General features: G+C 53.0%; 8 protein-coding genes. 7 read left to right on the top strand and 1 reads right to left on the bottom strand.

The genetic code is table 11. The annotated features are described in order from the left end of the window. Positions 1-37: 37 nt before the first annotated feature. Entirely contained in the window at positions 38-778 is a 741-nt protein-coding gene (locus ABDK74_RS11415) for a YoaK family protein (protein ID WP_346003883.1), read from the bottom strand. 462 nt (positions 779-1,240) lie between these two features. Here ABDK74_RS11415 and ABDK74_RS11410 point away from each other — a divergent pair, with 462 nt between their 5' ends. The 7 genes from ABDK74_RS11410 to ABDK74_RS11380 all read left to right on the top strand — a co-directional run bounded on the left by ABDK74_RS11410 (position 1,241) and on the right by ABDK74_RS11380 (position 12,804). Next, entirely contained in the window at positions 1,241-2,149 is a 909-nt protein-coding gene (locus ABDK74_RS11410; protein WP_346003882.1) for a LysR family transcriptional regulator, read from the top strand. A gap of 470 nt (positions 2,150-2,619) precedes the next feature. Further along, positions 2,620-5,019, top strand: a complete 2,400-nt coding sequence (locus ABDK74_RS11405) for a TonB-dependent siderophore receptor (RefSeq protein WP_346003881.1) — start codon at positions 2,620-2,622, stop codon at positions 5,017-5,019. A gap of 457 nt (positions 5,020-5,476) precedes the next feature. Beyond that, positions 5,477-6,703, top strand: coding sequence for an acyl-CoA dehydrogenase family protein (locus ABDK74_RS11400; protein ID WP_346003880.1), 1,227 nt, complete (start codon positions 5,477-5,479; stop codon positions 6,701-6,703). Further along, complete coding sequence (locus tag ABDK74_RS11395; RefSeq protein WP_346003879.1) at positions 6,703-8,070, top strand: LLM class flavin-dependent oxidoreductase; 1,368 nt, start codon at positions 6,703-6,705, stop codon at positions 8,068-8,070. Before ABDK74_RS11400 ends, ABDK74_RS11395 begins: the two co-directional genes overlap by 1 nt. A 51-nt stretch (positions 8,071-8,121) precedes the next feature. Further along, complete coding sequence (locus ABDK74_RS11390; RefSeq protein WP_346003878.1) at positions 8,122-10,575, top strand: TonB-dependent receptor domain-containing protein; 2,454 nt, start codon at positions 8,122-8,124, stop codon at positions 10,573-10,575. Further along, positions 10,562-11,875 (top strand): MFS transporter, encoded by a 1,314-nt coding sequence (locus ABDK74_RS11385; RefSeq protein WP_346003877.1) that lies wholly within the window; start codon positions 10,562-10,564, stop codon positions 11,873-11,875. The genes ABDK74_RS11390 and ABDK74_RS11385 overlap by 14 nt, the downstream gene beginning before the upstream one ends. Continuing rightward, entirely contained in the window at positions 11,872-12,804 is a 933-nt protein-coding gene (locus ABDK74_RS11380; RefSeq protein WP_346003876.1) for a TauD/TfdA family dioxygenase, read from the top strand. The genes ABDK74_RS11385 and ABDK74_RS11380 overlap by 4 nt, the downstream gene beginning before the upstream one ends. The last annotated feature ends 175 nt before the right edge of the window (positions 12,805-12,979 follow it).

The following is a 12,979-nucleotide window of genomic DNA, read 5'->3' as shown; positions in this document are numbered from 1 at the left end:
AGAAAAAAAAACAACACAGTATTATCAAGGTAAATTTTTAAACGAATGTCGCACCAGTCCTTGGATCTGATGCTGATTTGTTTTTTCTTGAAAAAATAGCAATCATTATTAGAGAAAAAATGGTAATTATTAGAGACGTGTTGTCTCCTATGTTTTTATCACAGAAAAATCCAAGAGCCCCGCCGCTAGCGAAACCAAATAAAACAAAGAAAAATATTCCTGACCAAACCAAATTGGAATCTCCGTTGATTCCATTTTTCTTGAAAAAGCTTTGAGCTAAAAAATTGAATGCCATTTGCACAACAAAAGTAACAGCTACATTTCCATAAAGCATTCCATGATCCTTATGGAAGGCATTCCCCTGCATTCCCGCAACAAAACTAATAGCTGTAGCTAAGAAATCCGCTGGAATTGTACCAAAAAATGCCAGAAACGTTATGATTGAAAGTAGAATACACTCTGACCACAATACGACACTTGAAAAAGTCTTACCTTCTTTCAGAAGAGTAGCCATCAAGACACCGCATAATGCGGATCCCAAACCGAAAGCAAGGATAGAACTAAATGCGAACCAAAATGCAGTCCAATCCCCTTCGACCAAACGATAACCAACCTGAATGACATTACCCGACTGGACAGTAGCAAAGGTTTTCGCATGAAAAAAAGTCCAAGCGTTCATCAATCCGGCACAAAAAGCGAGAATGAATCCAATTTTTTTATTTTCCATGAGAGGAAAATTATTTTTCCCCACAATTTCTATCGAATTTAATTCAATCATACTTTTGTCCTAAAAATTATTTTTGAATAATTTATTTATAAATCGACAAAGTAACACTGGGCTCCTAAACGCACTAAAAGTGCAATGGGTTTCCATCAAGAAAATTTAAAATCCAGAGCCTTCTAAATAATTTTCCCAAGCGTAATTAATTATTTCGACTTCACCTCAACAGCATTAAATTGGCCTTTTAAAGTAAGGTACATAGATATTCCCCACATACTCAGGAAGAGCACGGATAAAGTAGAATATAATTATGAGATTTTTTTACATAATTTCATTTTCAGGCTTTGTGAGCGGCAGTTACAGCCCGCCACAAATCAGCCCCCATACCTTGCCAACAGTTACCAATCACACCCAAAAATAACCTTATGAGGGATGGCTTGCTGGAGTATTTTCTTATTATAAGCATAAATGATATTTCTTTATCAAAAGATAAATTTTTACATAATTGCTAGGTGAAATATGGCTATCCTGGAACGCAACCATCTGATGATTATTCAGGAAGTCGCAAAGGAAGGCTCGTTAACGGCGGCTGCGGCGCGATTAAATCTGACTCAACCCGCTCTAAGTCATGCAATCCGTAAGATTGAAATCCAGCTTGGCATAAAAATCTGGCGACGCGAGGGGCGCTCTCTGGTTTTAACACAAGCAGGCGTATGGCTGCTCTCTCTTGCGAACCGTCTTCTACCACAATTTTCACTTGCCGAAGAACGTTTGGAACAGTTTGCTAATGGCGAACGGGGAATATTGAGGATCGGGATGGAATGCCACCCTTGTTATCAATGGTTACTCAATGTCGTATCCCCGTACCTTGAACGTTGGCCGAAAGTAGATGTTGATGTCAGGCAAAAATTCCAGTTCGGCGGTATCGGAGCACTGCTAAGCAATGAAATTGATATTCTTGTAACTCCTGACCCACTTTACAAGCCAGGCTTAATCTTTACGCCAGTATTTGACTACGAACTTGTTCTTGTTGTTGGAAAAGATCACCCATTACGAAACAATAAATATATAACTCCAGAACACCTAATCAATGAAACCCTCATAACTTATCCCGTACCTACAGAACGTTTGGATATCTTCACCCAATTTCTTCAACCTTCTGGCATCGCACCCCGTCAGCAGAAGCAAATCGAAACAACTGATATCATGCTGGTCATGGTTGAGCACGGCCGGGGCGTCGCCGTTCTCCCCCGATGGCTGGTAACCGAATATGCACCGCGATTTGATTTGCACTCAATAAAAATTGGCGAACACGGAATTGCGAAGCAGATTTTTCTTGGTAGACGCGAAACGGACGAGGAACTTCAGTACCTCGCTGATTTTATACAATTTGCGGCTGAACCCACAAAAAGTGACCCTTATTGTTGAAACAGATACATCAAATTTCATGATCGTCATTTAAGGGGGCCAGATAACATGCTGCTTTTTTTATTAGCACTCGCAAAAAAGTCCTCGATTTTTATGATTTGGAATTAATAGGCTAACCAGGATCTCGGGAATATGCACCAGAGACGTAACCAGCGTTTCGTTGAGACATTCATCCCTGCGCGCTCATCGAAACATTAGACAAACTGGTCCTGCTACGGCCTCCCTGGATAGAGTGTCTACAGAATGACAGTAGATCTTACTCCTCTTCGAATGCTGCCTGCTTCGCTGACTGATAAATCTTCTGAATGAAAACTTGGTCCCTCAACCCAGTATCGCGCTCTTTTAAAATCTCCATACCAACAGATATTTTTTGTAATAAATGCGTTTCTTTTCATTTCAAAACCACCCTGCTATCCATATGCAAATGATAATGATTATCATTTTAATTTCTTTGCTCTGGAACTGCTGACGTGAACCTGCGCCCTGTAACGCGTTGCGCCTTAAGTACCCTCTTAGCTTCCACATTCCTGGCAACGGGTATTCCTGGATACGCTCACGCCGACGACGTGCAAGACAAGCCTCCCGTTCTTGAAAAATCCGAAAAACATGTCGATATCGGAAAGAAAAGGGTGTTACTAAAACCGCATTCAGGAAAAGGTCAGGATGTTGGGCAGTCGACAGCACACGAAAAAACTGCTCCTACAGCTGAAAATATCATTGTCCGTTCCCAAAGATGGGACCATGGAAGCTATACCGCCCCTTCAACCAGCGCTTCCACGGGGCTCCCCCTCAGTCTTCGCGAGACGCCTCAGACCGTAACTGTCATGACACGACAGATTATGGACGATCAGCAGATCAACAGTCTTGATGACGTGCTGAAAACAACACCTGGTGTCACATCCTACGCCAATGACAACGCTGGGCGGACGACTTATCGTGCGCGTGGTTTCAACATCACCAACTACAAAATCGATGGCATGCAGATTGATGCCACCACCAGTTTCGGGGGAGTTGGTTCGTCCATGAATATGGACCTGTATGAGAATGTTCAAATCGTCCGTGGCGCCAATGGCCTTCTTGGAGGAACAGGTGATCCATCCGCAACCATCTATCTACAACGCAAGACGCCCACCAAAGAGTTCTCAGCCAATGGCCTGCTTCGACTGGGTAACTGGAATGAGCATCGGGTCATGGCGGATATCAACACCCCGCTGAATCATTCCGGCACGATCCGCAGCCGATATGTTTTTACATGGGATGACACGGATACATTTCGCGTTCGTGAGCACGTCAACCGTTTAGGTGCACTTGCCAATTTCGCTGCGGATCTCTCTGTACGAGATGCGTTGAGCTTTGGTTTTCAGTATGAACGAACCCGCAATGACGGCGCCTCATGGGGAACCAATGTTCCGATCTGGTATGCTGATGGCACTAAGACGCACCTGCCCCGCAGCACCAACCCGGCGGCAGACTGGAGTCAGGCCACGCGGGACCAGTACACGGCTTTCATCAATTACGATCACGATTTTTCAGCGGGCTGGCACCTAAAAGTCGGCTATATGCGAACGCAGGGCAGTTCCTACAGCAACCTGGGTGTCGCCAAAATCAACAATGCTGCCAGAAATATCGGAGGCTATGCCGGTTTTTGGAATCAGGATGGTACAGGTGGATACCTCAATGCGCTCCACGCCGAATATGCTGACGCGCGCGACAATGCGGATGTTCATATCTCAGGTCCGATACATTTTCTTGGACACGAGCATCAGATCGTTTTCGGCTTCAACGGGTACAATGATGAGCTGACGCAATACACATTCAGCAAAGCGCTCGGAAACTGTAGTATTGCAGGTGTTACGCCATATTCGGGCTGTCAGTATCGTGCGGCAGGCCTTCCCATTGCCAACTGGCAGACCTGGGATGGTTCATACCCGGATTTTATGACACATCGGACAAAAGCACGCGAAGTCGATGTGACGCGTAATTACGGTGCCTACACTTCAGGGCGTTTCATTCTTGCCAAAGGTCTTTCCCTGATCCTTGGCGGTCGGGTGAGCACCTACGAAGCGTATAGCGGTACGTATAATGTACAGAACCAGTATTCGGGGGCGACAGGAACAGGACGCCAGAACGCCGTTCTAACGCCTTATGCGGGCATGGTGTATGATTTTACAAAGACCATGTCCGTTTATGGCAGTTACACCAATATCTTCACCCCCCAATCCAATCTGAGAGATGCCAACAATCAGCCCCTTAGTCCTGTCATGGGGAAAAGTTATGAAACAGGTTTGAAAGGAGCCTTCTTCAAACAGCGTCTGAACACATCTCTGGCTTTTTATCTGAACAGACAGAGTAATGTGGCGGAAGCGACGGGTGCCACCAATACAACGACGGGTGAATCCATTTACCGATCCGTCAATGGCGTCAAAACCGAAGGTATTGATCTTGATGCTTCTGGCGAACTTCTGCCGGGCTGGAATGTCTTCTTCGGCTATAGCTATCTGTACGAAAAAGGCCTGAGCTATCGGCAGGACCCGCACCATCTCGTTCGCCTGACCACAAGCTATACATTCCCAGGTGCGCTGCATCGCCTGACCATAGGCGGCGGCATTTCCAGCCAGACGAACACGGAATGGACCACCAATCCTGGCCGTCCGCTTGGGAACGGGAAGTATGACAGTTCCAACCTGCGTGTTGGTGGTTACACGCTCATCAATCTTATGGCGCGCTACCGTTTGGCCAAGTGGATCGATGTGGCTGGCAACATCACCAATCTGACGGACAAAACCTACGTGCGACAGGCCGGATTCTATGACGGCATGATTTTTGGTGAGCCTCGGACTTTCAGTTTCACAATCCGCGGTCATTATTGAGGCAATTTACAGCCTCACGGATAGAATTGTTTTCCGGGCTGTAGGTATCACCTATGCCACCGATGAAGATCGGACTGGCCAATATCGTCTACAACATGCGTCGCCCTTGAACATGTCGTTAAGCTGTAATTTTGCCTGAAAGGATGGATTTTGGGGCAAAATTACAGTGATTAAGAGACGACGTTGAAAAGCTGCACGCAGACATTGGCCAGTTTCTGGAGCCGCCTTATTGCCGGTCAGGTATCAATCAAAAGCCTTTTGTCCCGTAGATAGTCTTCAACATAGCGAAAATCGCACATCTGGGCCAACATTGTCTATTAATAACTATTTATAATAGTTTATATAAAATTATACTAATTATGTTGACTATTCCAAAAACAACATTCAGCATCTGGAATAATAATTAATGCACTAATCTTTAACGTTCATAACTCTGAAACTCAGGTGTTCCTGTTTTATGACGATAGACACACCTTCTCCCGACCTTTCCCTTCTCTGGGGGCAGGACGCCCGTGAAATTACTCCGCTGCACGACCGTTTCGCTCCTGTTTTCGAGCAGATCCGCAGACAGGCGCTGCATGCCGAGTTGAACCGCGAACTGCCTTTCGAACAGATCCGCTTCCTCAAAGAGAGTGGCTTTACAGCCCTTCGTGTTCCCGTTGTACATGGCGGTTCTGGCGCAAGTCTTGAAGACCTGTTTGCCCTGGTTACTACGCTAGCGACGGCCGATTCAAACGTCGCACAGGCACTCAGGGCGCATTTTGGTTTCGTCGAACATCTGCTGTTTGAATCTGCTGGCCCGTACCGTACAAAATGGCTCGACCGCCTTGGCACAGGGCAGACCGCAGGAGCCGCCGCCGCTGAAGGCCCGGCTTCCAAGCGCGATCTGTTCAGCACCACCCTGTCCCAAACGGATGGCAGGTGGGTTATCAACGGCTCCAAGTTTTTCACAACTGGCTCACTTTACGCTGACTGGCTCACCGTTACCGGCACCACCGAAGACGGCCAGACCGTCAAAACATTAGCCGCCCGCAACGATCCCGGTCTCGAAATCGTGGATGACTGGGATGGGATTGGGCAGCGTCTGACGGCCAGTGGCACCGCGCATTTCCGCAACGTCCATACTGAAGAAGCCGATCTGCGCTACGGCAATACGGCTTTTCCACATTCGCAGGCTTTCTTCCAGCTTTATCATCTGGCGACTGTTGCGGGTATCGCCCGTGCTGCGGCAACAGATGTCGCGGATGCCGTGCGTCGTCGCAAACGCTCTTTCAGCCACGGCAATGCAGACCTTCCTGCCGCAGACCCACAGATTCTTGAAATCGTTGGGCATGTGTTCAGTGCCGCCTATCTTGCCAGCGCTGCCGTTGAGCGCGCCGCCCGCGCCATTCAGGCCGTTGCAGACAGTCCGGTTCCGGAACTCGACCTCACGGTCGCCCGCGCCGAACTCGAAGTGTGGCAGGTGCAGGACCGCATCCTCCCGCTGGTTCTGGAGGCCACCACCGCCCTGTTCGATGCGTTGAGCGGCGGTGCCACCCTGCGCGTGGCCGGCCTTGATCGACACTGGCGCAATGTTCGCACCCTGGGCAATCACAACCCGCGCGTCTATCGCACGCGTGTTGTCGGAGATTACGCCGTCAACGGTACCCTGCCGCCAATCCAATGGCGCGTGGGGGTGGCGTAATGGGACAGCACATCATTCTCAACGGCTTCACAATGGCGACGGTCTCACACCTGAATTACGGGCTGTGGCGCCATCCTGCCGACCAGACATATCGCTACAAGGACATCACATACTGGACCGAACTGGCCCGCACGCTGGATGACGCCGGGTTTGATGCCCTGTTTATCGCGGATGCCCTCGGCCAGATTGACGTTTACGGCAACAGCCCGGACGCTGCCCTGAAGCACGGTATCCAGTCCCCATTGATCGATCCGCTTTTACTCGTGTCCGCAATGGCCGCCGCCACCACATCGCTCGGTTTTGGCATCACGCTGTCCACGACCTACGAGCATCCCTATCTGCTCGCCCGCAAACTGACGACCCTTGATCATCTGACCAAAGGGCGTGTGGGCTGGAATATCGTGACGTCCCAGCAGGAAAGCGCGGCCCGCAATCTTGGACTGGACCATCAGATCCCGCATGACGAACGCTATGACCGCGCAGACGAATTCATGGATATCGTCTATAAGCTGTGGCTGAAATCCTGGGAAGAAGACGCTGTCATCCGCGGGCAAACGGCGTCGGGCGAGTGGATCTATACAGACCCGGAAAAGGTTCATCCCATCCGTCATGACGGCCGGTACTATCGCGTTCCAGACGGCTATACCGCCGAACCCAGCCCGCAGCGCGTTCCCGTCCTTCTTCAGGCCGGGGCTTCCGCCCGTGGTGGCGCTTTCGCGGCCCGACATGCGGAAGTCATTTTCGTCGTCGGCGCCGGAGCGGAGGGAACGCGAAAGAATGTCCGACGCATCCGGGAGGAAGCCGCACGCGAAGGCCGCGATCCCGACAGCCTGCGCTTCATCTGCGCTGCCGCCGTCGTCGTGGGTGAAACGGAAGAAGAAGCCATCCGCAAATTTGCCGAATACAAAGCGTTCTACGACGCGACCGGATCGCTCATCCATTACTCCTCCATGACGGGGGTGGATTTCTCAAAGAACCAGACGGACGAGGTTTTGACCTATCGCCCAACGGAGGCCAGCCAGTCCGTCCTTGAACAGTTCGATCCCGCCATCAGCGGCCGGCCCTGGACCATCGCCGAAGCGACGAGCCCGGCAGAAGGCTTCGGTCGCGCCAAAACTTTTGTCGGCAGCCCCGAAACCGTCGCGGACCAGATCGAGCGCTGGCTCGAAGAGTCGGAAACCGACGGGCTGAACCTGATCCAGCTCATCAATCCGGACAGTTACAACGACTTCATTCGCCTCGTCCTGCCGGAACTGAAGCGTCGCGGTCGCATCAGGCCCAAACCCGGCAAAACCCTGCGTGAAAGCCTTTTTCCTCAGAATGCCTCTGCGCATCCCGCCGCCGACCATCCAGCCTGGCGCTGTTGATCCTCCCAAGACCTGAAAACCCCTTTTCCTGTTTCTTGTGAGTGTCTTTCCATGTCCGCTTTTCAGTTTTCCAACCGCATCCCCAGCGGTTCCGCATCCTTAATCGCTCTGCTGACCCTCTCGGTCAGCACGCAGGCCTTTGCCGCCACCAGCGCACCCGTCACAAAGCCCGACGAGAAGTCCCGTCACGCCACGCCGGCGCCCCCCACTCACAAGCCGCCTGCCAAAGCGCGTGCTCTGACCTCTCATATTGCCGAAAATATCGGCGTGGAGGGACACCGGCAGGCCAACTGGGTATCCAACCCCGTCTCCAGCGCCACGATCCGTGAATATGTAGCCGGAACAAATCCGCTCAAGGCCCTGACACGGCTGCCCGGCGTGCTGTTCAATTCCGGAGACCCGCAGGGCGTGAATACTTGGCAGAACTCGTTCCTGATGCATGGTTTCGACCAGAGCCAGATCGGCATGACGCTGGACGGCATCCCGCTGGGCGATCAGCAGTTCAGCAACGTCAACGGCCTCAGCCCAACATCTGCCATATCGTCCGAAAACATCGAGCGAATGGATGTCTCAGCCTCCACGGGCTCGGAAAGCGTCGCCAGTACATCCAATCTGGGCGGCACGGTGCAGTTCATTTCCCGCGATCCGTCCCATAAGCGCGGCGCAAGCGTGAACCAGACCTTTGGCAGCAATGCGATGTACCGGACATTTCTGCGGCTCGAAAGCGGCGATCTGAACCCGCAGGGGACGCGTTTTTATGTCTCTTATGCCCGTAACGACACCAACAAATGGCGTGGCGGACAGGACCAGTTCATGCAGCAGATCAATGCGAAGGTTCTGCACCCCATCGGACAGGACAGCCGCATCACGGCCTTCTTCGACTACGCGGACCTTCAGATGCAGAACTACCAGGACTACAGCCTGGATATGTTCAACCACGGTGGCTACGCGATCGACAATTTCATCGGACAACCCGGAGGATATGAGAAAGCCTATCGCCTGGCACTGGCCCAGCGCGGCTTGCCCGGCGGACAGGTTCCGGCTGCCTATGCCAATCTCAAGAGCCCCTATACCGCGTCTTATTATGAAGGCGCGCAGATGCAGCATTCCTATATCGGCGGCGTCTCGGCGGATCTCGCTTTAACCGACCGTCTGCGCTGGCAAAGCACCGCCTATGGACATCGTTCCTACCAGCGTGGATCGGTTGCAAGCCCGCTGATCGCATCGCCCAACGGCGCCCCGCTGATCGATCAGGTCACGCAGCCCGATACGGACCGCTTCGGTTTCACGACGTCCCTGTCCTACCGCATCGCGCATAACGTGCTGAATGCGGGGCTGTGGTACGAAAACACCCATTTCGACATCAGCAAACCGCTCTATCAGGAACCCCTGCTGGAAGACGTGCTCAACGGCACCGCGACGCCGGTCAATGGTCTCGATAATCTCAAGAACCCGTTTCAGAATGGCTATCGGCAGGTCTTCAACACCAACACCTTTGTCGCCTATTTTCAGGACACCTATCACGTTACGAACACCATCGCTTTGCATGCCGGTTTCCGTTCCGTCCTGAATACCAGCCGCGTCGGGGCCCTTGCCAACTGGGAGACTTACACCCGCACCACTGCGATTGCAGGCGGAGATTCCCTCACCTCCAGCAAACCTTTCCTGCCGCATTTCAGCGGGGAATGGCGCTTTGCTCCCGGCCATCAACTCTATTTCGATATTGCCGAGAACGTGAAGGTCTATCCGGTCTCGGGCTATAACAGCGGCTCATCACCCTTCTCGACCTCACAGGCGTCCTATCTGGCGTCCAAAAGCAGCCTGCAACCTGAAACCGACTGGAACTTCGCTGGCGGCTACCGCTACACCGGCCGTCTCATCAGCGGCTCGCTCTACGGCTACCACACGATCTTTTCCAACCGCCTGCAACGCATCTCTACCGGTCCGACAACCCAGCCTTACACCACCATCCAGAATGTCGGCGGCGTGACGATGAGCGGCGTGGACGGTGCTGTTACGCTCACCCCCGTCAAAGGACTGAGCCTGACCAACAGCATCAGCTACAACCATGCTGTCTATGATAACAACATCACCCAGACCATTAATGGATCGCGGGTGACCTACAACATCCGGGGACAACAGGTCGTGGCTTATCCGCGCCTGATGTACCATGCCGATCTGTCCTACACTTGGCATGACCTTCAGGCGCATATCGAGGCCCAGTATGTCGGCAAGCGTAACCTCAGCTATACGGGAGACACCAAAGTCCCGTCCTACTGGCTGACTAATTTCGGCGCCCGCTACGACCTGAGCAAACAGCTCCACCACCTGTCCCATACAGGCTTCGTCCAACACCTCTCGCTGGACTTCAACGTCTATAACCTGACGAACGTGAAATACATCTCCACCATGGGCCAGAACGGTTATCCCATGGCGGGCGACTATCAGTCCGTCGTCCTCGGTGCTCCACGCCAGTATTTTGGCGCGGTTCATGCGGATTTCTGAGATGCAGACGATGGTCCCCACCGCCTCACTCCTGCCCGCCAGCCGCCTGCCACGGAGCTTCGCGCTGCAATATGCCGGGCTTCTGGTTTTTATGATCGGAGATGGTGTCGAGGTCGGCTATCTGTCGCCGTTTCTGGTCCAGACGGGCCAGACGGAACACTTCGTCGCCCTCCTTTTTACGGCCTATGGTCTGGCTGCTGCCCTGGCGGCTTGGTTCTCGGGCCTGCTATGCGATATTTTCGGCAGCCGCACGGTCATGACGGCAGGCTTGCTGTTCTGGGTTCTCCCACAGCTCCTCTTCCTCGGCGTCGCCATTCCCGCCCATTCTCCAACCCTGCTTCTGCTGACCTACGGACTGCGCGGAGCAGGCTATCCGCTGTTTTCCTACGGACTGTTGACCCTGCTCGTCACCACGGTCCGGCAGGACCGTCTGGGACGGGCCGTCGGCCTGTTCTGGTTCTGCTTTACCTGCGGCCTGCCTACGGCCGGCTCCATCGTGGCGCAACTCCTGCTGCCAGTGTACGGCCAGTACGTTACGCTCTGGATCGCCCTGCTCGGCGTAGGCGCTGGAGGCGTTCTCGCCATCCTGCCCCTACCTGCCACGCCCCGGTCGCAGAAAGGGAGCCTGAAGGATATCGGCCCGACCCTGCGCGAAACAGTCCGCCAGATCCGCCACAATCCGGGCGTAGGGCTGGCCTGCATCGTGCGTGCGGTCAATTCCAGCGCCACGCATGGCCTGATCGTCTTCATGCCCTTCTTCTTCACCAGCCGTCTGGGCCTGTCGCAGGATGTGTGGATCCGGTTTCTGGAAATCATCTTCGCCAGCAATATCGTCTTCAACCTGCTGATCGGTTTTGCCAGCGACTACATTTCCTGGCGCCAGACTGTGATCTGGTTTGGCGGCATCGGCAGCGCGTTGAGCTGCGTCGGACTGTACTGGATCCCCCTACTCTACGCCCAGAGCAGCCTGTTCGCAGTCTACGCCTCCGCTGCCGTCTTCGGGATGACTCTTGCCGGATATGTGCCGCTCTCGGCCCTGACGCCGTCTCTTTTGCCAGATCACAAGGGTATCGCCATGTCCCTGCTGAACCTCGGTGCCGGCAGCAGCGTCTGGATTGGCCCCTTCATCGTCTATGCCTTTGAAGGTGCTGTCGGCACGCAGGGCATTATTCTCATTTACGCCGCACTTTTTCTGGCCAGCGCCATCCTCACTTTTTTCATCACACCACCGCCCCTCACACGCCCTGACCGTGCTCTCAACAGCACCGTAGTCCCCCAGCCCGAAGGACTTCCCTCATGACGACCCTCCGCCTTGTCCCCAACGAACCCGCCTTCGCCGACACCCTCAGCGCTGAAAAGGTGACGTCCCGCATCGGTGCCATCATTCATGGCATCAATGCCCGAGAGCCTTTGCCCAAAGAACACAAGGCGTTTCTTCATGACGCCCTGCTGCGCCACAAGGTGATCTTCCTGCGCGATCAGTTTCTTGATGACGCCCAGCATGAAACACTCAGCCGTGTTTTCGGAGACCCGATCCTCCATCCGACTATCCCCGCCGCAGACGGCACCCCCTACACATTTGAGTTGAACTCGCGCAACGGCCGCTCCACGGATTCCTGGCACACGGATGTCACGTTCGTCCCCGCCTATCCCAAAGCTTCCATTCTGCGCGCCATCACAATTCCGCCTTATGGCGGCAGCACCCTCTGGGCCAACACGGCCACGGCCTATGACGACCTGCCCGCCCCGCTGCAACAACTCGCCGACACACTCTGGGCCGTTCATGGCAACGACTACGATACCAATTTCTATAAATATGATCTTCGTCACGAGGAAATTGCCAATTTTCGCGCAAGCTTCATCTCAAAGATTTATGAAACGGAGCACCCGGTCGTCCGCGTCCACCCGGAAACCGGCGAACGCACACTTATTTTGGGTCATTTTTTCAAAGAAATCCGTGGTATTCCTACCCAACATGCCAACCGGCTATTGGAAATCTTTCAGTCCTACATCACGCAGATCGACAACACCGTCCGCTGGAACTGGAAACCCGGTGATGTCGCCATCTGGGACAACCGCGCCACGCAACACTACGCCACGGCCGACTTCGACACCCATCCCCGCCTCCTGCGCCGGATTACCGTGCGCGGAGACACTCCTATTAGCGTCACTGGTGAAAAAAGCCGCCAGCTTAAAGGCCCAGATGACGGACATGATTTAGATGATTGATACTTCAGAATAATATACCGGAATCAATATGGATTTAAGGCTCAAGGTAGAAATATGACGATTGCAGCCAGAAACAGGATCAAGAAGATTTTGGCTGCATATCATAGGTTAGACAGTACCTTTCCAGCCTATAGCTGAGTTGGAAAGGTGCTCTTAGTGGCGTCTGAGCTTCCTA

The organism is Gluconobacter sp. OJB (genome assembly GCF_039638275.1).
Classification (GTDB): domain Bacteria; phylum Pseudomonadota; class Alphaproteobacteria; order Acetobacterales; family Acetobacteraceae; genus Gluconobacter; species Gluconobacter cerevisiae.
Note: the sequence above shows the minus strand (reverse complement) of the source record. Positions and strands in the feature narration are given on the sequence as shown.

Coding starts and splice junctions, on each gene's coding strand:
- ABDK74_RS11415 (WP_346003883.1), bottom strand. CDS start 778: ATGATTGAATTAAATTCGATAGAAATTGTGGGGAAAAATAATTTTCCT.
- ABDK74_RS11410 (WP_346003882.1), top strand. CDS start 1,241: ATGGCTATCCTGGAACGCAACCATCTGATGATTATTCAGGAAGTCGCA.
- ABDK74_RS11400 (WP_346003880.1), top strand. CDS start 5,477: ATGACGATAGACACACCTTCTCCCGACCTTTCCCTTCTCTGGGGGCAG.
- ABDK74_RS11395 (WP_346003879.1), top strand. CDS start 6,703: ATGGGACAGCACATCATTCTCAACGGCTTCACAATGGCGACGGTCTCA.
- ABDK74_RS11390 (WP_346003878.1), top strand. CDS start 8,122: ATGTCCGCTTTTCAGTTTTCCAACCGCATCCCCAGCGGTTCCGCATCC.
- ABDK74_RS11385 (WP_346003877.1), top strand. CDS start 10,562: ATGCGGATTTCTGAGATGCAGACGATGGTCCCCACCGCCTCACTCCTG.
- ABDK74_RS11380 (WP_346003876.1), top strand. CDS start 11,872: ATGACGACCCTCCGCCTTGTCCCCAACGAACCCGCCTTCGCCGACACC.